21 protein-coding genes are annotated in these 23,245 nt (G+C 56.7%); 8 read left to right on the top strand and 13 right to left on the bottom strand.

Going from position 1 to position 23,245, the window contains the following annotated elements:
- The first annotated feature begins 32 nt into the window (after window positions 1–32).
- On the top strand, window positions 33–2,057 hold the full coding sequence (locus NC979_RS14615; protein ID WP_190515206.1) for a DICT sensory domain-containing protein: 2,025 nt from the start codon (window positions 33–35) through the stop codon (window positions 2,055–2,057).
- A gap of 106 nt (window positions 2,058–2,163) precedes the next feature.
- Window positions 2,164–3,468 carry a GTPase family protein gene (locus tag NC979_RS14610; protein ID WP_190515203.1) on the top strand — a complete coding sequence of 435 codons (1,305 nt, stop codon included), beginning with the start codon at window positions 2,164–2,166 and terminating at the stop codon, window positions 3,466–3,468.
- On the opposite strand, the gene NC979_RS14605 is transcribed toward NC979_RS14610, so the two are convergent.
- The gene (locus tag NC979_RS14605) at window positions 3,465–3,698 is read right to left on the bottom strand and encodes a PTPA-CTERM sorting domain-containing protein (protein ID WP_190515195.1); all 234 of its coding nucleotides are present in this window, start codon (window positions 3,696–3,698) and stop codon (window positions 3,465–3,467) included. The genes NC979_RS14610 and NC979_RS14605 overlap by 4 nt on opposite strands.
- A 769-nt stretch (window positions 3,699–4,467) precedes the next feature.
- Between NC979_RS14605 and NC979_RS14600 the strand changes: the two genes are divergently transcribed.
- Window positions 4,468–5,916 (top strand): LuxR C-terminal-related transcriptional regulator, encoded by a 1,449-nt coding sequence (locus tag NC979_RS14600; RefSeq protein WP_347403888.1) that lies wholly within the window; start codon window positions 4,468–4,470, stop codon window positions 5,914–5,916.
- Window positions 5,917–6,022: 106 nt separating this feature from the next.
- On the top strand, window positions 6,023–6,325 hold the full coding sequence (locus tag NC979_RS14595) for a hypothetical protein (protein WP_190515190.1): 303 nt from the start codon (window positions 6,023–6,025) through the stop codon (window positions 6,323–6,325).
- Between the two features lie 2 nt (window positions 6,326–6,327).
- On the opposite strand, the gene NC979_RS14590 is transcribed toward NC979_RS14595, so the two are convergent.
- From NC979_RS14590 to thrB, 4 genes are all read right to left on the bottom strand, one after another.
- On the bottom strand, window positions 6,328–6,924 hold the full coding sequence (locus NC979_RS14590) for a sulfite oxidase-like oxidoreductase (RefSeq protein WP_190515188.1): 597 nt from the start codon (window positions 6,922–6,924) through the stop codon (window positions 6,328–6,330).
- A gap of 48 nt (window positions 6,925–6,972) precedes the next feature.
- Entirely contained in the window at window positions 6,973–7,125 is a 153-nt protein-coding gene (locus tag NC979_RS14585; protein ID WP_190515185.1) for a transposase, read from the bottom strand.
- Between the two features lie 257 nt (window positions 7,126–7,382).
- A complete protein-coding gene (locus NC979_RS14580; protein ID WP_190515183.1) occupies window positions 7,383–8,993 on the bottom strand; it encodes an NAD(P)H-quinone oxidoreductase subunit 4 in 1,611 nt (536 codons plus the stop codon).
- Between the two features lie 578 nt (window positions 8,994–9,571).
- Window positions 9,572–10,495, bottom strand: coding sequence for a homoserine kinase (thrB, locus tag NC979_RS14575; RefSeq protein WP_347403887.1), 924 nt, complete (start codon window positions 10,493–10,495; stop codon window positions 9,572–9,574).
- Between the two features lie 131 nt (window positions 10,496–10,626).
- Between thrB and NC979_RS14570 the strand changes: the two genes are divergently transcribed.
- Window positions 10,627–11,067, top strand: a complete 441-nt coding sequence (locus NC979_RS14570) for an S-layer homology domain-containing protein (RefSeq protein ID WP_190515178.1) — start codon at window positions 10,627–10,629, stop codon at window positions 11,065–11,067.
- 2 nt (window positions 11,068–11,069) lie between these two features.
- Here NC979_RS14570 and thrS read toward each other — a convergent pair whose 3' ends face one another.
- Window positions 11,070–12,893 (bottom strand): threonine--tRNA ligase, encoded by a 1,824-nt coding sequence (thrS, locus tag NC979_RS14565; protein ID WP_199308661.1) that lies wholly within the window; start codon window positions 12,891–12,893, stop codon window positions 11,070–11,072.
- A gap of 343 nt (window positions 12,894–13,236) precedes the next feature.
- On the opposite strand from thrS, the gene NC979_RS14560 reads away from it, so the two are divergent.
- The gene (locus NC979_RS14560; RefSeq protein ID WP_190515173.1) at window positions 13,237–13,473 is read left to right on the top strand and encodes a DUF4327 family protein; all 237 of its coding nucleotides are present in this window, start codon (window positions 13,237–13,239) and stop codon (window positions 13,471–13,473) included.
- A gap of 27 nt (window positions 13,474–13,500) precedes the next feature.
- Here the strand turns inward: NC979_RS14560 and NC979_RS14555 are convergent, their stop codons facing one another.
- Complete coding sequence (locus NC979_RS14555) at window positions 13,501–15,258, bottom strand: serine/threonine phosphatase (RefSeq protein WP_190515171.1); 1,758 nt, start codon at window positions 15,256–15,258, stop codon at window positions 13,501–13,503.
- 378 nt (window positions 15,259–15,636) lie between these two features.
- The gene (locus tag NC979_RS14550) at window positions 15,637–16,233 is read right to left on the bottom strand and encodes a pseudouridine synthase (RefSeq protein WP_190515168.1); all 597 of its coding nucleotides are present in this window, start codon (window positions 16,231–16,233) and stop codon (window positions 15,637–15,639) included.
- A 133-nt stretch (window positions 16,234–16,366) separates the two neighbouring features.
- Here NC979_RS14550 and NC979_RS14545 point away from each other — a divergent pair, with 133 nt between their 5' ends.
- Complete coding sequence (locus NC979_RS14545) at window positions 16,367–16,681, top strand: hypothetical protein (RefSeq protein WP_073607132.1); 315 nt, start codon at window positions 16,367–16,369, stop codon at window positions 16,679–16,681.
- Here NC979_RS14545 and NC979_RS14540 read toward each other — a convergent pair.
- Window positions 16,678–17,556 (bottom strand): tetratricopeptide repeat protein, encoded by an 879-nt coding sequence (locus NC979_RS14540; protein WP_190515166.1) that lies wholly within the window; start codon window positions 17,554–17,556, stop codon window positions 16,678–16,680. The genes NC979_RS14545 and NC979_RS14540 overlap by 4 nt on opposite strands.
- Before the next feature lie 451 nt (window positions 17,557–18,007).
- On the opposite strand from NC979_RS14540, the gene NC979_RS14535 reads away from it, so the two are divergent.
- Window positions 18,008–19,093: a hypothetical protein gene (locus tag NC979_RS14535; protein ID WP_190515163.1), complete on the top strand. Its 1,086-nt coding sequence runs from the start codon at window positions 18,008–18,010 to the stop codon at window positions 19,091–19,093.
- Between the two features lie 6 nt (window positions 19,094–19,099).
- On the opposite strand, the gene NC979_RS14530 is transcribed toward NC979_RS14535, so the two are convergent.
- From NC979_RS14530 to serA, 4 genes are all read right to left on the bottom strand, one after another.
- A complete protein-coding gene (locus tag NC979_RS14530; RefSeq protein WP_190515161.1) occupies window positions 19,100–20,284 on the bottom strand; it encodes a homocysteine biosynthesis protein in 1,185 nt (394 codons plus the stop codon).
- Window positions 20,285–20,292: 8 nt separating this feature from the next.
- Window positions 20,293–20,502 (bottom strand): hypothetical protein, encoded by a 210-nt coding sequence (locus NC979_RS14525; RefSeq protein ID WP_190515158.1) that lies wholly within the window; start codon window positions 20,500–20,502, stop codon window positions 20,293–20,295.
- Window positions 20,503–20,506: 4 nt separating this feature from the next.
- Complete coding sequence (gene prmA / locus NC979_RS14520; protein ID WP_199308660.1) at window positions 20,507–21,409, bottom strand: 50S ribosomal protein L11 methyltransferase; 903 nt, start codon at window positions 21,407–21,409, stop codon at window positions 20,507–20,509.
- Window positions 21,410–21,565: 156 nt separating this feature from the next.
- On the bottom strand, window positions 21,566–23,146 hold the full coding sequence (gene serA, locus NC979_RS14515) for a phosphoglycerate dehydrogenase (protein WP_190515155.1): 1,581 nt from the start codon (window positions 23,144–23,146) through the stop codon (window positions 21,566–21,568).
- Window positions 23,147–23,245 lie beyond the last annotated feature (99 nt).

Genomic DNA, 23,245 nt, shown 5'->3' with positions numbered 1-23,245 from the left:
ACCTTTGAATCGACGGTTCCCTGAACTGAACCATGAGCCATTCCACCTCTGTAGTGGAAGAATTGCTGACCGCAATTCCCCAGCTGAGACCTAGCCTCTACTTCAAGACCTCTTTAACCGCGTTGTCCCACGCGATGGAAGATCACGTGCTGGCGGGGACGGCGAAGTTTTTAGTGATTGCTAGCTTTCAACAGGAGCGGTTTTATTTGCAGGAGGCTAACCGCTATCTGCGCATTGCTGAGCTGACCGATCAGGTCTATGTATTGTCGGCCCTGGGTACTAGTTTTGCCAGTCGCTCTGAGAACTACGAAACGATCGCCTTTGACACCGACGATGCCCTTACCCAGGAGTGGCATCTGATTGTGGTGGGGGCTGACTACAGTGCCTGCTTGATCTGTCGAGAGCGATCGCCGGTACCGGCCATAGATGGCCCCCACCTCGACCAAACTCGCCGGTTTGAGGGAGTTTGGACCCAAGACCGCTACGTCAGTCAGCGGGCAGCAGACATGCTGCTCGATCGCATTGCCGGATACCGCCCTGACTTGGCTGACAAAATTGCGATCGCCCGCCAGCGCTACATCAATCCATCCCTGATGCCTACTGAACGCCTCGACGGCAGCGGTGGGCCTGATCCTTTTACCCAGCGACTGGTCACCTACCTCCAGGCAGGGCAGTACAAGCTGCTCAAAGCCTACAAGGCTATTACCGCTCAAGAGCGACGGGAGCGCTTGGTTAACTCCATTACCTCGGTGGTGCGGCAGTCTCTTAACGCCGACGAAATTTTTGCCAAAGCGGCCCAGGAGTTGGGCCAAGCGCTACACGTGTGTCGCTGCCTAATCTATCCCTGTAGCGCCACCGACGCCACGGTAGTGATTGCGCACCAGCACCTCAACAGCAAGGTCGAGTCGCTGCTGGGCGAGACCTGGCCGCTGGCCACCAATCCCCTATTTGACTACATTCAAGACACCAAAGAAATTGTCGCCATTGCCAACACCCAAGACCGCGAGTCGCCTTTTCGTTATGAGCTAGAGGCCATTCAGCCCCTGATTGAGCGGTGGCAGATTCAATCATGGCTGATTGTGCCCCTGACGTACCAAGACCGCCTGGTGGGCCTGATCGAACTGCACCACTGCCTACCCCAGCCCTACGAGTGGAGCGAAGACGATACAGCCCTGGTAGATGCGATCGCCACCCAGCTCAGCGTCGCCATCATTCAGGCTGAGGCCTACGCTAACCTACAGGACCTCAACCAGCAGCTCGAAGCCCTCGATCGCACTCGGGCCAATCTGATCGCCATTACTGGTCATGAGCTACGCACCCCGCTCTCGACGATTCAGGTCTGTCTCGAAAGTCTGGCCACCGAGCCTGACATGCCCAACGAGCTGCGCCAGATTATGCTGCAATCGGCCCTTGAAGATGCCGAGCGCATGCGCAAGCTGGTGCAAGACTTTCTCACCCTGTCACGGCTTGAGAGCGGTCGTGTCGAGTGGAACCTAGAGTCGCTCTCCATTCAGGAATGCGTCGATTTGGCCCTCAGCAGCATCCACGGTAGCCAAGACAGCGCCGCAACCCCCACCATTAAGGTCAAAATTCCTAAGCAGGTGCCCCTAGTGCGCGCCGATGGCGAATGGCTGGTCGAGGTGCTGGCTAAACTGCTCGACAATGCCCAAAAATTTACCCCTACCACCGGCAAAATCATTATTCAGGTGACCCGCTCTAGCCCTACCCACCTGCAAGTCACCGTCGCCGACACTGGGCGCGGCATTGAGCCCAGCCGCCTGAATGTGGTGTTCGATCGTTTTTATCAAGAAGAAGGGGCGCTGCGGCGGACTACCGGTGGTACCGGGCTAGGGCTAGCCATGTGCCGTCAGATTGTGGAGGGGCTGGGGGGCATAATCTGGGCCGAATCAGAGGGTAAAAACAAGGGCAGCCAATTTCACTTCACTGTCCCCATTGCCCAAGGTAAGCTCGACAGCCGCAGCAACCGCTCCGCCGGAACGGCCAAAAAACAGCCCGCTACCCTACCGGGCAATCCCTCTGTGCTGCTCGATGACTAGGGCTGAGGGGCATCTCGGTGCCCTGCTGTTGCACTACTAAGGCAGCTGAGGAAGGGCAAGGCGTGGCATGATGGCCGTATCTGATCAGCAGAATTAGAGCCTGGGTATGGGCGACTCTCCACAACCTAATCCCTCCAATGGCAGCCCGTCGTGGGCCGCTCCGATGCTAGAGGCCTGGCATCTGTTGCGCGAGCGCATCGGTCAGCTCCGGCCTGATCAGCAGCTCAGCCGCTGGTTCAATATTGACGATGACAAAGTGGTCGAAATTTTGGCGGCCGTGCGCGAGCAGTTGCCCACCACCGAGGCTCTGCTGATTGGCAAACCCCAAGCCGGCAAAAGCTCCATCGTGCGAGGGTTAACCGGAGTTTCAGCCGATATTATCGGTCAGGGTTTCAAGCCCCATACCCAAAACACCCAGCGCTACGCCTACCCCTCCGAAGATCTGCCCCTGCTGATTTTTACCGATACCGTAGGGCTAGGGGATGTAACCCAGGCCACCGAAGCTATCATTGCTGAGCTGGTTAACGATCTCAACAGTGAGACCCGCACGGCCCGCATTTTGGTTTTGACAGTCAAAATCAACGATTTTGCCACCGACACCCTGCGCCAAATTGCCGTCCGCCTACGTCAGCAGTTTCCCACCGTGCCCTGCCTGCTGGTGGTCACCTCCAGCCATGAGGTCTATCCTCCCAACCAGGACAATCACCCGCCCTACCCACCCAAGATGGAGTCCGTACAGCGTCCCTTTCAGGCCGTGCAAGCTAATTTTGAGGGATTGGTTGATCGCACCGTGCTGATCGACTTCACCCTTGACGAAGACGGCTTCGACCCCGTGTTCTATGGCCTTGACGCGATGCGCGATGCCCTGGCTGACCTGCTCCCTGAGGCCGAGGCCCAGGCGCTTTACCAACTGCTGGACGAGCAGGCTGAGGCCACCAACCAGCTGGGTAACCTCTACCGCGATGTGGGGCGGCACTACATGTCAGCCTTTGCCGTTATGGCGGCCACCCTGGCGGCGGTACCTCTACCCTTTGCCACTATGCCGGTGCTGACGGCGCTTCAGGTTTCTATGGTGGTGCTGTTGGGTAAGCTCTACGGTCAAACCCTGAGCCCTTCTCAAGCGGGTGGGCTAATTAGCGCGATCGCGGGCGGTTTTTTTGCCCAAGCTGTCGGGCGCGAGCTGGTCAAATTTATCCCCGGCTTTGGCAGTGTGGTTGCAGCATCCTGGGCCGCCGCTTACACCTGGGCGCTGGGCGAAGGAGCCTGCGTCTACTTCGGCGACCTAATGGGGGGGAAAAAGCCCGACCCTAAAAAGATTCAGGCTGCTATGAAAGAGGCCTTCACCGCGGCCAAAGATCGCTTCAAAGACAGCGCTTCAGAAATCAGCCCATCTGACCCTAAGGAAGTTTAGGGCTGGGTTTTATCTGCTCGACCGTCCTCACGGCGCTGGCGCAGAGCTGCCAAACCCATGCCCACTAGTCCAGGCAGCAGCGCCGGGGTCGGTACAGGGGTTGGTTCTACCTCCAAATTGACTTTAAAGCCAAGCTGTCCAGGAATTAGGGTGAGGTTGGGCTGATTTCCTGGGGCAAAGCCCACTGGAAAAACCACATCGATCCAGTTGCCTGCCACTCGTGTAATCACCGGTTTGTTACCAAAAGCCAAGCTGCCTGCGAGAGGCGTAACCGTAAAGCCAGTCACTCTGTTCTGGCCTGGCAAACCAAAGCTGGGTGCCTTGAATCTATAGATGTCATCCCCAGAAGTGACATTGCTAAATAGAGAATTTAGGGTAAACGAGATCGAGTTGTTACCTAAATTAATATCCCAAATGCCACCAAATCGGCTTAATTCAGGGTTAGTGGTATCTGAGCTAACTACTACATCGATAGGCCCCTGCTCAATAGGCACACTTCCTCCGTAGGGAATCTTTGTTGATGTCCCAGGGAATACGAGAAAGTTCTCGACAGTAACTTCGCTATTCAGCGAGAATGCATGAGCCGAGTCAGCCCAAACTACACCCAGCGTCAGGGCAGTACCCAGTATCAGGCCAATGCCTGTGAGTCTTTCCTTCATCTGCTTCTCCAGAACGGGGGCTTTAAACAACTACGAGAGGCAGATGCACAATCCGGGTGACTCGCGGGCAAACTTGCGGCTTTAGCGCGGTTCATACTCCGCTCACGTTCTAGCAAAAAATACGGAGATAGGGCTCAGATCAAGTCAGAAAGTTTACTGAGTCATGACAAACCATCAGTGTTTGGGTGGAATCGCCCTCAGGTTGAAACCATGGCGGTAAACCCAACTTTTCAAAAACTTAGCTGGGCAATTTGACACAAAATCTCTCAGTCGTGTCAACCGATACAGTGTATCAACCGAGTTGCCTTCAACCTATAGACAGAAAATGTCAGGAAGGCCCGTGAGTGCTGCTCCCGCAGGTGTGAAAAGCCCTAGCGTTGATTTACCCAACCAAACTCGGCTGCTGCTCGATTTGCAGCGGGTCAATAAAATTGCCCAACGGTTGTCGGGGTGCCTTGAGGTAAAAACCATTGCCCGATTCATTACCAATGGGTTGGTCGATCAGTTTGGCTGTGCCTTTGCTCGGATCTGGGTGGTAGAACCGGAGCAAACCGCCCTCCGACTGGTGGCATCTTCGGGACTATATACCCATACCAACGGCTCCTTTGCGCGGGTGCCCATGGGGGCCTACAAAGTCGGCAAAATTGCCCAAAACCGGGTTCCCTTTCTCAGCAATCGCCTGGCCGAAGAAGCCTGGGTTAAGGATCGAGACTGGGCGATCGCCAACAATATTCAGGGGTTTGCAGGCTATCCGCTGATGACCGGCGATCGCGTCATTGGGGTGCTGGCCACCTTTAGCCGTAGCCCCATGGCCGCAGAGTTTTTAGAGGTCTTGCAGGTGCTCTGCATGACCGCCACCATTGCCCTCGACGCAGCGCTGAGCGTTGAGACCAAACGAATGGGCTCAGCGGCTGTCTTGGCCCAGCGCTCGGCTTTATCTGACCAGCTGGCAACAATTTTGAAGACCACCACAATGGCGCTGGTGGGTACCGAAATGGCACTGCCAGCTTCTACGGGCCACCTATTTGTACAGCTAGCTGAGCTACTAGACGAATTTAACTGTGATTATGCTCGGCTGGTCTACGGTGCGACCGACGTAGCGCTAGAAGCGATCGTAGCGATACCGATTGCCGATGGAGCCCAAGCTGCTGCCGATGCGGTGGCTCAGTGGCGATCGCGCTGTCACCAACTGCGGTTTATGGCTACCTGCCTGGGGGGCAGCCTACAAACCCAGCCTGGCCCCCAGCAGCAGATGGTGCAAATTACGCTGCAAACTCCCTACGCCAGCGGGCGGCTAGGGGCGAAGGTCAGTATTCAGTGCTCCACGGCCCTGGTACAGGTAGCCCTTACCTGCATGGCCTACAAGGCTCGGCTGACGGTGTGCGACCCCTTTGATCCAGAGGCCGTCGTGATTACCGACAGCGAACCTACTGCTCAGGGGGCAACCTGCACTATTTGGGTGCGAGTTAAGGCGTTGCCACCACCGTCGGCTCAGGCCGTGATCGATTGGACAATAGATGTTGAGCAACTGCGACAGGTTGTCCAGCGAGTTAGCCAGGGGCAACTAGTGGAAGCAACCTCCAGCGACCCTAGCTACCCGCGCCCGTCTGAGCGAGAGCGAGAGATTATGGCGCTGCTGGCACAGGGGCTGCGCGATCGCGACATTGCCGCCCGCCTCTACATCAGCGAGAGTACGGTAAAATTCCACATCAACAATAGCCTCACCAAGCTACAGGCTAAAAACCGCTACCAGGCCGTCTACCAAGCCGCGATTCAGGGGTGGATTTAACCACAAGGTGCTCTGAAGCTTACGCCTCAAGGATTTCAGCGACTGCGAAATGGGTACAGTAACTCTACACGCGAGCGAGATACCTAGCTTTAGGAGCAAGACCCCGATGGATGATCTGATTAGCCTGCTCGTTCAAGTTCTCATTGCCATGGCTTGCGCTTTTGCCGCCAACATCCTGGTGCCTAGACAAGTACCCGGCAAACTATTAGGCCTAGTGCTAATTGGCCTGATCGGCGTGTTTGTGGGGCAGTGGGTTGCCGACTATCTGCTTCAGCGATACAGCTTTAGCCTGCCCTGGCTGACCTGGAACTTTCAGGGCGTACCGCTGGTGCCGTCTATCATCGGTTCGACCATTGTGCTCTATATAGTCACAGCGTTTTTAAGCTGGGGTCGCTACGGTAATCGGTAGGGCTAGCGATCGCTGTAGCGCTCTTCCGCCCAAGGTTCGCCCCGCTCATGGTAGCCGTTACGCTCCCAAAAACCAAGGGCCGGGACCGCAAGAAACTCTACGCCGTTGATCCATTTGGCGCTTTTCCAGGCATAGAGGTGGGGCACCACTAGGCGCATGGGACCGCCATGTTCGGCAGGCAAAGGCTCACCTTCTAGGGTGTGGGCAAAAAAGTTTTCGGGTAGAACAAAGTCGGCCAGGGTTAGGTTGGTGGTATAGCCGCCGTAGCAGTGCAGCATGACGTGGGTTGCCTCGGGCTCGACCGCCAACTGCTCCATCAAGTCAGTGACGCGCACGCCCCGCCAGGTTACATCCAGCTTTGACCAGGTCGTCACACAGTGAAAGTCAGCGGTGAACTCCGCCTGGGGCAGTGCCATCATCTCGTCCCAGGTAAAGGTTTTAGCCTGGGCCAGGCCTGTAATGCTCAAGGTCCAGTCGGCTTGAGCAATGTGGGGCGTCTCGCCGTAGGTGAGCACCGGAAAACCCTTAGCCAAATGCTGACCGGGGGGAACGCGATCGGCTAGCTCCGCGCCTGGTTTGTGGAAAAACTTGCCGGCCATGGTGCCTCGCAAATTAGGGCACCTCTATTGTTACCCAGATCTGAGTTCCTAGGCAGCGCGATCGCGAATTAGGCGCTTCAACCAGTGGCGCGATCGCACATCAACGTAAGCTTTACAGCTAGAGCACTGGCGAATACCGCGCACCCCAATGCGCAGCAGATGTCGATTGTTGCAGTGAGGACAGGGGTGTTGTTGAGCCATAACTTATTTAGGAAGAACTGCACCAAAGTTGGTTTGTTGGGTCACTGACGTTGGCTAGGAGAGGTGCTCTGGTCACAGACCGGCCCGATCGCCCTATCGTTATTGTGATGGTTTGCCCTTGTGTCTCAGAGTGCCCAGAGACAGAGCCTAAATTGTCTATGGGTCTACCTTTACAACCGCATTGCCACAAAAAAATGCTGCACCCCAGTCATAAGACCAGAGTGCAGCGACTAATTGACTCAATAACCCGTCTGGGGCTAGTCGATTTGAGAGGACAGAACAGTGGGCAATTCAGCCACTGTCACCTGAGGAGCCACCAGCACATGGGCGTAGAGCGGCGAAGTTGGAGCAGATGCTAGCAGGGTATGCTGTACGCGACTAGCCACCTCAACAGTTTTGGCGTCGTAAACCTGAGTGGCCAGCTTTGGATAGAGGCCAATCCCAATGATCGGTACCAGCAGACAGGCCGCTACAAAGGCCTCCCGGGGGCGAATATCAATGATGTTGGGTACCTTAGCCACTACCTTACCCGCGTCACCGTAGAAAATGCGGCGCAGCATAGAGAGTAGATAAATGGGCGACAGCACCACCCCAACAGCAGCACCAATAATAATTACGGTCTTGAAGGTCGTGCTGTAGACATCGCTAGTGGCCATACCGAGGAACACCGCGATCTCGCTGACAAACCCGCTCATGCCGGGCAGGGCCAGCGATGCCATAGAAGCAGCGGTAAAGAAGGCGAAGCTGGTGGGCATCTTGCGAGCGATGCCACCCATCTCATCCATATCGAGGGTGTGGGTGCGCTCGTAGGTCACCCCAGACAAAAAGAACATCACCGCCGCGATCAGCCCGTGGGAAATCATTTGCAGCATAGCGCCGCTCATACCCAGGGTGGTGAAGGCCGAGCAGCCAATCAGCACAAAGCCCATGTGGGCCACTGATGAGTAGGCCATGCGGCGCTTGAGGTTGTCTTGGCCAAAGGCGGTCATCGACGCATAGATGACGTTGACCACGCCGAGAATCGCCAGGAAAGGCGCGAAATAGAGATGGGCATCGGGCAGCATCTCAATGTTCATGCGAATCAGGCCATAGCCCGCCATCTTGAGCAGGACCCCGGCCAAGATCATTGACACGGCGGCGGGGGCTTCGCTGTGGGCGTCGGGTAGCCAGGTGTGCAGCGGAAAAATCGGTAACTTAACTGCAAAGGCTACTAAGAAAGCTGCGTAGACTAGGAGTTGGAATGTGAGGCTGTAGTCTTTCTGGGCCAGTTCCGTCAGGTTAAAGGTAACGGTATCGCCGTAGAACGCCATGGCTAGGGCTGCTACCAGAATGAAGACAGAACCGATGGCAGTGTAGAGAATAAATTTAGTGGCGGCGTAGAGGCGCTTTTTACCGCCCCAGATGGAAATTAGCAGGTAAACCGGCACCAGCTCTAATTCCCACATTAAGAAGAACATCACCAAGTCCTGGGCCAAAAAGACCCCAACCTGGGCGCTATACATCACCAGCAGCAGGCTGAAGTAGAGGCGAGGACGGTGGGTAATATTCCACGAAGCCAAAATAGCCAGGGTCGTCACCAGACCACTCAGCACCACCAGCGGCATTGCTAGGCCATCGGCTCCAAGTGACCAGGTGATGCCCACCTGAGGTACCCAGTCATAGCTTTCTACCAGCTGTAGACCGGGCTGGTTGAGATTGTAGAAGTTAATAAACGTGTAGAGAATTAGCGAAAACTCGATGAAGCCAATGCCCAGGGCGTACCAGCGGAGAGTTTGCCCATTGCGATTGGGCAGGACCGGTATCGGCAAAATCGCCAGTAAAGGCAATAAAACTAGGGTCGTTAGCCACGGAAATTGCTCGGTTAGCATGACAATTCGCGTGAGTAGTACTACAGAAACAGCCAGCGCATTCAGATTCCGGTTTTAGTGTCTGATTCGAGGCGGACACACCCCCTTGGGCGTAGTCATCTAGATAAGACGAGCTACAAATGCTGTTCGCGGCGGCCTACCCTAGGCAGGAGGTCGGAGGACTTCAGCGAGCGAGCCGTAGCCTAAAAGGCACGACGAAGTAACAAACCGGACTGCAAGATCGATAGAGAGATATACCTATCTTTGCGCCCGTCCCTAGTATAGGAAACTTAATAAACATTTGATAAGTAATTTCCGCCCAAAATCGCAAAATATTGATGTCTGAGGGCCAGCTATGAAGGCTACGCAAGCATCTCAGGCGCTTTTCGCACTTGAATTAATTAGAGCGAGCACTCACATTTAGATACGTCAATACCTAAAACGTTACATTTGCCCGCGCTTATCTAAATCGCAGATGGATTGGTGTTTCCTGATGGCCGGGATTCTTGTGGCATCAAGAAGTCTTGATTTATTGAGCCGTCGGTCGGGACGCGACTCAGCACTTTGCAATGTGTTGGGGAGCTGGCAGTCCAATGTAGCTAGATAGGGCTTACCTGGGCTCCAGTAATTTCTAGGCTAAGCACATGGGTTGTGGTTGACTGCCCAGCATTGGCCCATGCTGCAGTCATAGCGTCGCCCACCGCAGCGCTTTGGTCGACAGGTGTGAGGGCTAGCAGCGTGGGGCCAGCACCACTAATGACAAGGCCGTAGGCTCCGGCCTCGGCAGCGGCGGTTGAGACAGCCTCATAGCCGGGAATCAGAGACTGTCGATAGGGCTGGTGAATGCGATCGCCCAAGGCCACCCGCAGCCAGTCGCCCCGACCGCTCTCTAACCCCCGCAGCAGTAATCCGAGGTGAGCAGTATTGAAAATAGCGTCGGCCCGGCTGTAGCTGGCCGGCAAGACCTGGCGGGCGGCAGCGGTTGAGAGCTCAAAATCGGGCACGATCACCACTGGCACCACGTCAGAGTGCCAAGGAATAGGGCATAGGGTAGCGGTACCGTCAGCGTTGCTGACCGCTAACTGGCAGCCTCCCACTAGGGCAGGTACGACATTGTCGGGATGGCCCTCTAGGGCGATCGCCATCTCTACTACGGTCGACTGATCGAGGGGCTGTTCGCACAGCGCATTCGCCCCCAGCAGCCCGGCCACAATGGCGGTGGACGAGCTGCCCAGCCCGCGTGCTAGAGGAACGGCTAGCTCGATCTCAATTTCCACCGCTGGCACTGCCAACCCCTGCTGCTGATAAAAGTGGGCAAAGGCTTTGTAAACCAAGTTAGACTCATCCGTCGCCACCCGGTCGGCCTCTAGTCCGCTCACTGCGATCACCACCGTTCCTGCTGCCTGGTCGAGGGCCGTAAAGCGAAAGCGGTTATAGAGCGTCAGCGCGGCTCCCAAACAGTCGAAGCCAGGGCCAATGTTGGCAGTGGTGGCGGGCACAGTAACAGAGATGGGCGTTGACACCACAAAAGCCTCCGGCGGGCGTGGAACATTTAGGCCAAGGATACTATCACTTTTTGGGAAGCCTCTGTCAGACTGAAAGTAAGGCCGGGGGGCGAATAGGTCCTGAATATGGGAAATCCAAGATTTTTGTTATGAACGCAAACTCAGTCATTCGAAGTGGTGTACTGGCTCTAGGGATTGGTCTTGGGATTTTGGTGGCGATCGCTCCGGCCCAGGCAGAATCCGCTTCTGTGGATACAGTTGTTGAGCCTGTTGCCCAGGGCACTGAACAGCAGCTCGTTCTACCCTTTACCGATGTGTCGCCCGACCACTGGGCCTATGAGGCTCTGCTGAATCTGGCTGGGACCTATGGCTGCGTCAGCGGCTACCCCGACGGCACCTTTCGGGGTGAAGATACCGTCACCCGCTACGAGTTCGCTGCCGGTATGGACTCCTGCCTAAGTGTGCTGAGCGATCTAGCGCAGCAACAGCAGCAGACCCGAGACCAAGAGGTACGATCGCTGATTGACGCCATGGAGCAATCGCTCAGCGACTTGCGCGAGCTGGAGTCTGACCTGCCTGAAGCACCCTAGGGCTAGAAGTCTTCGCGGGCGCCGATCGCCCCCGCCACCCGATCGATCACCTCAGCCACGGGCAGCGCGCCTAGCTCTCCCTGGGCACGGGTGCGAATGTTGAGGGCATTGGCTTCTAGCTCTTTGGCACCGACTACGGCCATGATCGGGATCTTGGCCTTTTCGGCATTGCGCACCATCTTGCCGAGGCGATCGCCGCTGGCATCAACCTCCACCCGAACACCCCTAGCTAAGAGCTGATCTGCAACGGATTGAGCAAAACCCAGCTGTTCCTCGGTGACGGGCAGCAGGCGCATCTGCACCGGAGCCAACCACAGCGGGAAGTCGCCCGCATATTCCTCAATCAAAATGCCGATCAGGCGTTCTAGCGAACCAAAGGGAGCGCGGTGAATCATCACCGGGCGCTGGCGTGAGCCGTCTTCGGCTACATACTCCAGATCAAAGCGCTCGGGTAGGTTGTAGTCAACCTGCACTGTGCCCAATTGCCACTCCCGCTCTAAGGCATCTCGAAAGATGAAATCGAGCTTAGGGCCGTAGAAAGCTGCCTCTCCCGGCGCCTCAAAATAGTCCATACCAAGCGTCTGAACAGCCCGGCGAATGGCATTTTGAGAGGTTTCCCACACCTCGTCACCCCCGATGTATTTGGTTGACTCAGGGTCACGGAAGCTGAGTCGCGCTTTGAAGTTTTTCAGCTTCAGGCTGCGAAACACTGAGAGAATTAGATCTACCACCTTGAGAAACTCGTCGTCGAGCTGCTCGGGGCGCACAAACAGGTGAGAGTCGTCTACCGTAAAGCCCCGCACCCGAGTGAGCCCGCCCAATTCTCCCGATTGCTCATAGCGATACACTGTGCCAAACTCCGCTAGACGCAGGGGCAGCTCTCGGTACGATCGCAATTCACTCTTATAAATCTGAATATGGAAGGGGCAGTTCATAGGCTTCATCACGAAGCCCTCCTCCGCTAGGCGAGCCGCATCATCGTCCGCCATCAGCGGGAACATGTCTTCCCGGTAGTTCTGCCAGTGCCCCGAGGTTTTGAATAGGTCTACCCGGGCAATGTGGGGGGTAACTACGCCCAAATATCCCCGCTTGGTTTGCTCTTCTTTAAGGAAGGTTTCTAGCGTAGAGCGCAGCACTGTGCCCTTGGGTGTCCACAGGGGCAGGCCTGGCCCAACATCGTCAGCAAAAATAAACAGCCCCAGCTCTTTGCCCAATTTGCGATGGTCGCGGCGCTTAGCCTCTTCCCGGCGGCGCTTGTACTCTTGCAGCTGCTCAGGGGTTTCCCAAGCGGTGCCGTAGATACGCTGAAGCTGGGCTCGGTTTTCATCGCCGCGCCAGTAGGCTCCCGCCACACTTTCTAACTCAAAAGCCTTGGGGTTCAAGTCGGTAGTGTTAGCCACGTGGGGCCCCGCGCAGAGATCCCACCACTGGTCACCCAGATGGTAAAGCGTAATCGGATCTTTTAGATCTTGTAGAATTTCGAGCTTGTAGGGTTCGCCTATAGCCTCAATGCGGCGCTGAGCTTCTTCGCGGCTGACGGTTTCCTGAGTTACTGGCAGTCCTTTGTTGATGATCTTGATCATCTCTTTCTTGATCGCCTTCAGGTCTTGGTCAGTGAAGGGCTCAGGGCTGTCAAAGTCATAGTAGAAGCCGTAGTCGATCGAGGGGCCAATGGTCACCTGCGTCTTGGGAAACAACGTCTGTACTGCCATGGCCATAACATGGGAAAAGGTGTGGCGGATGCGCTGAAGCGTCTCTGACTCGCTGGTACGGGGCAGAAGCATGGGTACAGTAGACTCGGGTGCAGACAAATCAGTTTGAGCCATTGGTCAACGCTGAAGGCAAAAAAGAATGTAGCCTCTAGTTTAGCGACTATTGGGTAAACCCAAAGCTATGGCCACTGAGGTACGGTTATCTCACCCCACCGAGAGACCAGCTGGCGTCACCATTCATGTGCTTGGGGTTTATGATGAGGTGGTAAGGACACCAACTCTGGGGCATGGGCAAGGTTCTGTGACTCCCCAAGAGAGATCAAGCTTAAACGGAATTGCGTTCTTGCAGTCTTGTGTTATGCTGTGTTCCTGAATCTCGGGTTAATGCCTGCGCAAGTTTCAAGGGTGTGCAGATTTCCCCGGTTCAACGTTCTGAAGAGCTTTTTAAATCGAAAATATGACTGAAGCAATTGCCGACTTAGTTGTCGCTCACCCCATGGTGAAATTTCAGCGCCAAGTTGAGTCTTTAGTTAAGAAGTCCAAAGTTGTTCGCCCCAGCGATCCGATTTGGAAAATTGCTTTTTTGTTTGGGGATGACTGGACCCACTGGAAGCAAGAACTGGAAGAATTCGACTTTTCTACCCAAGACCCGATTGAGGATTTGCTGTCGGTGCAATCTTGGGAAGAGGATTAATCAAATAGCCGGTCGATGATGGGTTGGTTAACTCGTCATCGACAGCATATCGGGCTGTAACTTAATACGTACAAGAATGGCCGTGATGTTGTCATGGCCATTTTTTTCGTTGGCTAAATCGATAAGCTGGACGGCACCATTGTCTAAGTTAGTCCTTGAGCTTAGCAGGTTAGCAATATGAGTATCAGCGTGGCGCTCCAGTAAGTCATTGTCGCTGAGACCGTCAGAGCACAGAATCAGCAGCGTGTCTTCTGTAAGTTCGTGGTAAGCAATGCCGGGGACAAGGTCTTCTTGACCCCTAGGGCCTAAGGCCTGGGTCAGTTGGTAAGCATCAGGGCGGGCATAGGCTAGAGCTCGCTCTACGCCTCGATTAATTTCGCGTTGACCGACCTCATGATCGAGGGTGAGCTGTCGCAGTCCTAGGCGCTTGTTGTAGCTGTATAGGCGGCTGTCGCCCACATGGACGACGGCGATATCGAGGTTGTGCAGCAGCACCATGACGAGGGTGGTGCCCATGCGCCCTACCCCAGATGTGGCATTGGCTTGATTGATGTCGAAGATAGTTTGGTTGGCGGTGATCACGGCCTGCGCCAGGGTGTTTTGGTCGGGCAGGCGATCGCTGCTCCAGTGCTGAGTCAAGTAATCGCGTAGCGTGCGCACGGCTAGCTGACTCGCTACTTCGCCCGAGGCATGTCCACCCATGCCATCACAGAGAATGTAGAGGCCTTTAGACCGCAGAACCGTGCCTTGGGGACCGCTGACCTTTTGTAACTGTGTTTGGGTAAAGAACCAGTCTTCGTTGTGGTGGCGCTGCTGGCCGACGTGGCTCTGGCCGGCATCATCGAGGTGAGCCAGCTTCATGGGTAAGACCATGGTTGGCGTTTCTATGGGCCCACCGCCATCGTCGTCATCAGACAGTTCTTGGGTGTCAAAAACCCCATCGGCATCGAGATCGCAACCGGCGGTTGGTAGCTCGATGTCAGATTCCAGGTCTGAAGCTGTAATCGCTTCCTCAAGCTCTGGTTTGGGGGTCGAGTAGACCTCAACCGGCGAATAGGCTTGGGCAGCTTCGGCCAAGGTGGTTTGCACCTGCTCGAGGTCACCTAGCTGCCCCTCAGCCAGATTGCTGATTAAAGTTTTTACCTTAGAAGGCAAACAGCATTGTCCGCCATTAAGCATGGTCAGCCACATCTGACCTAGCGCTTCTAAGCGCAAGAGAGGCAGGTTGGGCACCTGGTCGACTTGAGTCAGGCAGAGCAGATTATTTTCGTTGAGGGCCAGCCGCTGGGGAGTTAGAAGAGTAGCCTGCCCCTGCCATGGTGCTAATGCCTCCCACAGCAGCGTAGTCTCAAACAACCACTGGAGGTGCTGAAGGGGGTCGTTTATGGCCGCCCAGCCGGCTGTTAGCGATAGCCAAACGCTGCGATCTTCAATCAGTAAAAGGGCACGCTGAGGCGTTTGCCAAGCGTGGTGCAACTCGGGAACGGCCGGAAAGTAGTCGGCCTGGAGGGCTAGGTATGGGTAGGCCTCGGGGGGAACTGTAACAGCTAGAGGATGGTCTACGGGATTGAGAGTCGGTGTTTCGAGCCAGTCTGCTTGCAGGGCTTGCAGGGGCGCGTCGGCCTCGGGCTGGCAGTCAATGACAACGAGGGGGGTAGCACCAAACGATGCTTTGCTGTCTGACGGCGACATGAGCCGGTAGCGGCGATCGCTATCGAGATAGCCATCTGGGTCGAGATCGCCAGGGGCGATCGCCCCTGCCCCTGCCCGAGGAATATCGATCACTCGCCAAAGCTGGAGTGGCTGGCCACACCGTTTGCAGGACCGCTGTGAATTGATATTGTCAAACTCACAAAAGGGGCAGGTTAGCATCCTAGCAATGATCCAAAGTTAGGCTAGCCAGCCAGCAAGTAGGGCATGCCCTATCGCCAGGCGTTTAAGTTGTGCGCGGCTCTGGGTGAATCAGCAGACTCTTAGCAACCGCTCAATGCACCTTCGAAGTAAAACGGCCTCACCGTTGCACGTTAAGTATCGCACGGGTCACCTCCAGGTCGCCCCTATTGCAAGCTCATGGTAACTTAATGCCCTTGTCCTGACCTGTTTGACCCATCGTTTCTTGACCCAGCCTCAGCCAAGTTGCGTAAGGTTGGCGATCGCTAGAATTTAGATTTGCAGCAGCCCTCGCTGCTCAGCAGGGGTAGCATGCCGCCACTGGCCAGGCTGTAGATTGCCCAGGTGGAGATGGGCGATCGCCTGGCGCACCAGCCGCAGGGTGGGGTGACCCACGGCGGCGGTCATGCGGCGCACCTGACGGTTTTTGCCCTCCTGTAGGGTCATGGCTAGCCAGGCGGTGGGGATGCTTTGACGAAAGCGAATGGGCGGATCTCGTTCCGGCAGGAGGGGTTCGGTCGTGAGCAATTCGACCTGGCAGGGCTGGGTGCGGTAGCCCTTAATGGTGACCCCCTGCCGTAGCTGGGCGAGGGCGTTTGGAGCAGGCACCTGCTCGACCTGTACCCAGTAAGTGCGAAGGTGGCCAAAGCGGGGCTCGCTCAGCCGATGCTGGACTCGGCCGTGGTCAGTCAGCAGCATCAGGCCTTCGCTATCGCGATCGAGCCGGCCAACCGGGTAAACGTCGGCAATGGGAATGAAGTCTTTCAGCGTGAGGCGGGGGGCCGAGTCAGAGGCGGGCGGGGTGCTCCCCGAGCTGAACTGACTGAGCACGTTATAGGGCTTGTAAAACAGAATGTACTGATACCCCATGGTCCCGCTTATATCTATGTAATGGGCTGCAACATTTCATTGCAACTTTTGTGGAAATGTTGAGAAACTACAGCGGTCTAGGCGAGGCCGATATGCTGAACTTTAATAGGACTGATTCTGGCAGGACAACACCATGGATACCGGCAATAAGTATCGCTTCGCTTGCACGCTTACCTTTGGAGATATTTACGGGCAAGTTATTGCCTGGCTGGTGATTTTGTTCGTGAGTTTAGCGGCTTCCCTAGCGCTGATGGGGGCGCGTCAGCCGATTTTTGCGCTGGCTACCGTAGGGCTGATTCTGGTGTTGTCGCTGCCGTTTTTGCTGTTTGCCTTTGTGACCACCCTGCTCAACCACATTGAGTTTGAGCCCGTCGACGCCAGCGCCGCCGCCTCCAGCCGTCCCGATCGAGGGGTTGCCTCTTCGACTCCGGCTAGGGCAATGAGCTAGGGCGTTGACTTGGCGGGCTCAGGTTCAGTGGGAGCGGGCTCGACAATGCCGCCGCTAGCCTCCGGTGCTGTCTGTCCCTGGGTCGCCATTTGACCAATTTGGTCTTTGTACTGTGCTGGAGCTAGGGTTGTGGCCTGGGCAAAAAGAGCCTGGGCCGTTTCAGTGTCGCCCTGATCTCGCAGCACCAGCGCCTTGGCCAAGACCGGGCGGAAGTCTTCGGGGGCAGCGGCAATGGTTTCGTCGTAGAGGGCGATCGCCTGGTCTGGGTTCTTGTTCTCAACATGCACCTGGGCCAGCAGCAGTTTCACTGATGTCGTGTCGAAACCGGCGGCACCGCCCTCTGATTGCAGCTGGTTGGCGGTTTTAAGCGTATCTTGCAGCAGCCCGATCGCTGCTTGGGGCCGCTCCTGCTGCACTAGGAGCACCGTTAATCCTTGCAGGGCATTCATGTTGCCGGGCTGCTGGTCGAGCACCTGGCGGTAGATCTGGGCCGCGCCTTCGAGATCGCCCATCTGCTGCTTGGTTTGAGCCAGGAGCACCGCGTAGTCAGGCACACTGGGGTTAAGCTCGACGAGCTTTTCGAGAGGAGCTACCACTCCGTTGATGTCGCCGAGCTGAATGCGAGCGTCAACTAGCCCCTGGAGAGCGGTTTGATTGTCGGGCTCGCGCTCTAGCACCAGTTCATAGCCTTTGGCCTGGGCCTCCAGCTCGGCCTGCATAGCCACGGGGTCAGCGGCGGGGTCAGCGGCGGGGGTGCTGCTGGCTTTACGGCCGCTATTGCTGCCCAAAATTGGCAGCAGCGACAGCGATAAAAAGGCTGCTAACGCCAGGGTTAAGACAGTGCCAACGAGCCAACGGTTGCGGTTTGCGGTCACGGGTGTACCTCATCAAAGGAGCGGCGCGATCGCAGCCGAAGTGCGATCGCAATCAATCGTTTAAGTAAATGATCTTAGCGTTTTAGCCTAGGGCTGAATCTGCGCCCTAGCTTGGCAAGGCCATAGACAGGGCTACAGTAGCAAAGAAGTTGTCAAAAAGCTCAGAAACAATACGGATTGCTAACCGTTACCGATGGAAACTTAAGAGAGTTACTTATTGAAGGACACAGCTGCGGCAGTGCAGGCTGCCTTGGCAGTAGAGAATACCTTTAAGGTAGCTTTTTGACTTGTTTGTAAAGCCTTGAGCGAATCGTGTTAACCGCTTAAATATTTGCCCTGACAATGCACATTAAAGGGTGAATGTTACGCTAGGCTTACAGGCTAAGTCATGCGCAGAGTTGCTGTTGCGCCGGGTGGCTAGTTTATGTTGAGAGGGAGATCGGTGGGTGTTATGGGTTCTGCAGAGCAAGACGCTTCTAATAAGAGCGACATTAACGCTAAGGATAGTCACGACAAGGGGACGGCACCCACTGCGGATCGGCCATCGCTACTGTCGCCGCCCCAGCGCCCGGTGCGTCCGGTGCGCCCCGCCGTCACTCCAGACACTTCTGTGGCTGTCAAGCCGTTGACTAAGGCGGTTGACCATGCTGTAGTGGCGCCTAAGGCAACCGTAACAGAGAAAACCCCAGAGCCCGCCACTGAAATAGATCCTGCGGCCTATCGCTATCAGCCCATTGCTCCCCCCAGCGAACCGATGCAGTACCGGGCCATTGGCCTGGTGCGGGGCACTTACGAACCGAGCGAAGCCGACCAGCTCAACCGGGGCAACTTGATCACTGACGATGGCCACGTCATCGACTCGGTGCTGCTTGGTCGCATTACTAGTTTAGTAAAAAAGCACATTGACTTAACGGTGTCCCACTTGTGGGTGGTTTACCCCCGCACCCGGCGCGAGCTTGATAATGATGACCAAGACCTACACTTGCAGATCGTTGGAGTTTGGGAGCCTGAAACTCTTGGATTACCTGGAGAATCCCCTGCCAACGAAGACGAGGACGGCCCTGATGAAGCTGCCTCTGAAAAACCAGATTTGGCTGACCTGCCGCCGGTAGACGACAACTTTTTCTCGATTCGCGGCGAGGTTATCAAGTACACGCCCGAAGACAAATGTATTGCCGTCAAGATTTTGCAGGGGGCCAAGCGCACTCCCGGCGCGTCTAAACCATTCAAACTGCTGCTCCACGGCACCATTGAGGGCCGTACTGTGGGCTATTTTTGGGACTTTAAAGTCAAGCGCGAAGCCAAGGTGCTGGTGCTCAGCGAAGCCTCAGCGGTAGGCATCGTGCCGCCTAAGAAGCGGGCTAAGGGCAGTGGTGGTGGCCCGCCTCGGCGCGGCAGACCCGGTGCTGGTCGCAGCGGGCCCGGTGGTAGCCGTCCGCCCATGCCTAGCCGTCGACCTACCGGCGTCAAGGGTAGCGATTCCGGAATGGATCGCCCCAAAAAGCGGGATGAAAATCTCGAAAGCAGTGCTGAATAGCGTTGGTTAACTGCCCAGGGCATCCTGGGGCAAAAAGGCGCGGTCTTGAGGTGCCGCCGCCACTGGGGACGTGAGCTCAAACTGTCCAGCTTCAATCCAGGTCTTGAGCTCGTTGGCCACCTGGCGGGCCATGTAAATGCTGGCTAGCGGTGCCGTGCGCACCGGCTGACCTTCGATGGTAATGCTGCCCGACTTGAGCTGGGCATAGCTGACCAAGCCAAAGGTAGGCCGCACCCGTCGGGGAATGGAAAAGTCCATCACAGGGGCGACAATGTCAGCGTCCTGGACAGCACAGTGGGCCGCCACCTGCTCGTTGAGAATGGGAATCGGTACCCCAACCCCGAGCATCAGCGAAGGGCCGTAGCCCTTAAAGTAGCAGCCCCTCACCCAGTAGGGCTGCATCTGTTTGGCATCGCCAATCAGGGCCAGGGTGGCGGCGGGGCCGATGGGGGTGCGGTTGGGCAACCGGCGCTGCAGCGGAAAGTGCTGGGTGCCCTCCCAAGCGAGATAGCCAATACCGCCGCCGAAAAAGATGCGGGTACCGATGCCAATGGCCTCCAGGTCCGGATCATTCAGCAATGGCGATAGCGCTCCTGAGTTGGCATACACTGCATTGCCGAGGCGGGGCTGAAGGGGACCCAGGTAGGTGGAAAGGGTGCGATCGCCCCCGTTCACCCCCACAATAAAATTTTGGTAGAGCCCCCTGGGGCTAAACAGGTAGAACTGGTTGATGCTGTCGCGGGTAATGGTGGTTTCGAGGGAGGTGCGAGGGTAGCAGTCGGTGCCGTGGCCCGTGGCCTGAAGCGGCACACTGCGTCCAGCGATTAGATCGGCAATCACATGGCCGCCGCCGTGCTCTCGCACGGTTTCGGCCTCGCCCAGGTCGGCCCCGCGCCCAGCCACGGCTGGCTGGCTCGCTCCCAGGCAGACATCTACCGCACCAAAGCCGGCGTAGGCGGGTACTCCATCCAAGTAACACTCCAGCAGCTTGATGGGCGGATCGGTGTGGCCCAAGTTGAGCATGGCGCCCGATGACTCCATCGGCTCAAAAGTGCCAGCGACCACTACATCCACCGCTTTAGCAGCGGCAGCAATGCCTTGCTCCTTGGCCAGCACCTTAAAGGCTTCGGCGGTTTGCACAACCACCTGCCCGGCGCGAATTTTGGCGTTGATGCTGTCGATGGTGCGCATGGGCAAGCCTAGGAGTTAGAGCTGCGCCGCAGCCAGAAAAGGCCGCCCATCAGTGCTGAGGGAGCCAATAGCAGCGCTACGACCAAGCCTAAGGTAGGGTTGTTTTGAGCCACCTGAGATCCGGTCAGCACCATAGGCAACCCGTACTTAATCAGGGCGCTCAGGGCTGCCGAGAGCCCGATCACTTTAGCTACAAAGCTGACATCAGAACGATTCATGGGGTTAGGCGGGCGATCGCCGCACGTTGAGACAGCACCACTCTTGTCGCCGCCAGAGGGTGGCCACCACCCAGCCGTGCTGCTCCAGGGTATCGGCCACCAGTTTCGACTGATCGAGCAAAATGCCGCTGAGAATGCCCCAGCCATCGGGAGTGACAACGGTGTGCATCTGGGGAATGAGGTCCATAATCACCTCCGCCAGAATATTGCAGACAATGCCGTCTACGGGAGCATCAATGGCTTGGGCAATGGTGTCTAAACTGCCGTGCAGCAGCGGTAGTTGCTCCTCCGTCAGCCCGTTCAGGGTGCGGTTGCCGACGGCCGAATGAATTGCTAAGTCGTCGGTGTCGGCGGCGTAAGCCCGTCTAGCTCCTAACAGCAGCGCCCCAATCGAGAGAATGCCAGACCCGCAGCCAATATCGGCAATAGTAACGTCGGTTTTTTCGTAGGTAAGCCGCATTTCGAGCGACTCTAGGCAGAGCTGAGTGGTGGGGTGGTTGCCGGTGCCAAAGGCCACGCCGGGGTCGAGGCGCAGCACAAGCCGCTGGTTGTCTGCCGGAGGCTCTAACCAAGCGGGGGTAATCAAGAAGCGATCGCCAATTGGTTCTGGTTTCCAGTGGTCTTTCCAGCTTTTAGACCAGTCTTCTTCGTCGATCAGCTGCCAGCTGATGCGGGGCAGCACCAGATTGTTGCAGAGAGCGTCTTGCTTAATCAATAGGGCCATGGCCGATAGGTCAAGCAGCTCTAGCCGATGCTGGGGAAAATAGGCCTGCACCACGCAGGATGATCCCCGCTGCTGGGTTGAGGTGCCCTGGCTGCCAAAGCTGTCAAACCGCCAAAAGACTGTGTCCTCCAAAGATGGATCGCACAGTACCTTTACTTCCCACCAGGTGTTAACCACGGCCATTCTAGGGGCTGCCTCGCAACTATCAAAATTGGGCTAACACTCTATCTCTACGATGCGCTCCTGATCGTAACCCTGTAGGATGGGCACTGCCCACCACCCACTTTCCGTCAAGGCCAAGCGCTGTTGCCCTTGCCTATCCTACAGGGTTCCTCAAGCCTACAGATTCACCGTATAGGCATCGCGAATGCCCGGCACCTTGAGAATTTCATCCAGAATGCCCTCCGGCAGAGGGTCATCAAGGCTGAGGGCCATGACCGCGTCGCCGCGCACAATCTTGCGGCCCACCTGCATGCTGGCAATGTTGACGTTGAAGCTGCCGAGCAGCGAGCCAATTTTGCCGATAATGCCTGGCATATCGCGGTGCAGGGTAAACAGCATGTGCTGGGTCGGCGGCACGTTGATGGGGAACTCGTCAATGTCGGTGACGCGAATTTCGCTGCCCCCGAGCAGCACGCCGGTAACGGAGTGTTCGCCCAGGCTTCCCTTTGCCGACAGGTTTAACGAGCCGGTGTAGTCACGAATGTCGGCGTCGCGGGTCTCAATCACGTGAATGCCGCGCTCTTTCGCTTCGATGGAGGCGTTGACGTAGTTGACCCGCTCCTGCAGCGCGTGGGAGAGCAACCCCTTGAGCGCCGCCACCATAATCGGCTGAGTATCGCCCCCGGCAATGTCGCCCTGGAGGCGCACCGTCAGTTCTTCAACCCGGCCCCCAGCCAGTTGCCCCACTAGGTTGCCTAGGGTTTCAGCCAGTTGCAGATAGGGGCGCAGCTTTTGCATTACCTCGGGGCGCAGACCAGGGATATTCACCGCCGATCGCGCCGGGAGACCCAGCAGCACGTCGCGAATTTGCTCGGCCACGTCGATCGCCACATTCACCTGGGCTTCTTCGGTGGAGGCTCCTAGGTGGGGGGTGAGAATAATGGCTTTATCTAGCTCTCGCAGCTCTGAATCGCCCAGGGGTTCAGATTCGTAGACATCCAGAGCGGCCCCGCCAATGGTGCCTTCGCGCAGGGCTTTAGCCAGAGCAGCTTCGTCGATGATGCCGCCCCGAGCGCAGTTGATGATGCGCACCGTGGGCTTCATGGTCGCTAGGGCTTCTTCATTGACCAGGTGGGTGGTCTCGGGGGTTTTAGGCAGGTGCAGGGTGATGTAGTCGGCTTCGCGGAACAGCAGGTCTAGCTCCACCAAGCGGCAGCCCAGCTGCTCGGCCCGCTCCGCCGAAATGAACGGGTCGTAGGCTAGCAGCTTCATGCCCATGGCCCGCGCTACGGTAGCCACGTGGGAGCCAATTTTGCCCAGGCCCACCACTCCTAAGGTTTTCTTATAGATTTCGACCCCGGTGAAGTCTTTGCGCTTCCATTCGCCAGATTTAACGGAGCGATCGGCGCTGGGAATGTAGCGCGACATCGACATCATCATGGCCAGGGCGTGCTCGGCGGCGGCAATGGTGTTGCCTTCTGGGGAGTTGACCACCACAATGCCCCGCCGGGTGGCCTCGGGCACATCGACGTTATCGACCCCAACTCCAGCCCGACCAATAATTTTTAGGTTCTGCCCCGCATCGATGACGGCCTTGGTCACCTTGGTGCCAGAGCGAATCATCAGCGCGTCGTAGTCGCCGATGGCAGCCACCAGTTCCTCAGGTGAAAGGCTGGTGTTGACATCTACTTGAGCAACTTGGGAAAGAATATCGAGGCCCGCCTGGTCAACGGGGTCGGAAACTAGAACCTTGGGCATGGGTCAGCCATAAAAATGTCACAGGGATCTACTTTACTGCAAAGGCGGAGCGGGGCATTAGTGTGTGGTTACTTTTGGCGGTGTGTGTGGATGGGTAGG

It is taken from the genome of Leptolyngbya subtilissima AS-A7 (assembly GCF_039962255.1).
Lineage (GTDB): Bacteria > Cyanobacteriota > Cyanobacteriia > Phormidesmidales > Phormidesmidaceae > Nodosilinea.
Note: the sequence above shows the minus strand (reverse complement) of the source record. Positions and strands in the feature narration are given on the sequence as shown.

Coding starts and splice junctions, on each gene's coding strand:
- NC979_RS14615 (WP_190515206.1), top strand. CDS start 33: ATGAGCCATTCCACCTCTGTAGTGGAAGAATTGCTGACCGCAATTCCC.
- NC979_RS14610 (WP_190515203.1), top strand. CDS start 2,164: ATGGGCGACTCTCCACAACCTAATCCCTCCAATGGCAGCCCGTCGTGG.
- NC979_RS14595 (WP_190515190.1), top strand. CDS start 6,023: ATGGATGATCTGATTAGCCTGCTCGTTCAAGTTCTCATTGCCATGGCT.
- NC979_RS14590 (WP_190515188.1), bottom strand. CDS start 6,924: ATGGCCGGCAAGTTTTTCCACAAACCAGGCGCGGAGCTAGCCGATCGC.
- NC979_RS14585 (WP_190515185.1), bottom strand. CDS start 7,125: ATGGCTCAACAACACCCCTGTCCTCACTGCAACAATCGACATCTGCTG.
- NC979_RS14580 (WP_190515183.1), bottom strand. CDS start 8,993: ATGCTAACCGAGCAATTTCCGTGGCTAACGACCCTAGTTTTATTGCCT.
- NC979_RS14570 (WP_190515178.1), top strand. CDS start 10,627: ATGAACGCAAACTCAGTCATTCGAAGTGGTGTACTGGCTCTAGGGATT.
- thrS (WP_199308661.1), bottom strand. CDS start 12,893: ATGGCTCAAACTGATTTGTCTGCACCCGAGTCTACTGTACCCATGCTT.
- NC979_RS14560 (WP_190515173.1), top strand. CDS start 13,237: ATGACTGAAGCAATTGCCGACTTAGTTGTCGCTCACCCCATGGTGAAA.
- NC979_RS14550 (WP_190515168.1), bottom strand. CDS start 16,233: ATGGGGTATCAGTACATTCTGTTTTACAAGCCCTATAACGTGCTCAGT.
- NC979_RS14545 (WP_073607132.1), top strand. CDS start 16,367: ATGGATACCGGCAATAAGTATCGCTTCGCTTGCACGCTTACCTTTGGA.
- NC979_RS14535 (WP_190515163.1), top strand. CDS start 18,008: ATGGGTTCTGCAGAGCAAGACGCTTCTAATAAGAGCGACATTAACGCT.
- NC979_RS14530 (WP_190515161.1), bottom strand. CDS start 20,284: ATGCGCACCATCGACAGCATCAACGCCAAAATTCGCGCCGGGCAGGTG.
- NC979_RS14525 (WP_190515158.1), bottom strand. CDS start 20,502: ATGAATCGTTCTGATGTCAGCTTTGTAGCTAAAGTGATCGGGCTCTCG.
- prmA (WP_199308660.1), bottom strand. CDS start 21,409: ATGGCCGTGGTTAACACCTGGTGGGAAGTAAAGGTACTGTGCGATCCA.
- serA (WP_190515155.1), bottom strand. CDS start 23,146: ATGCCCAAGGTTCTAGTTTCCGACCCCGTTGACCAGGCGGGCCTCGAT.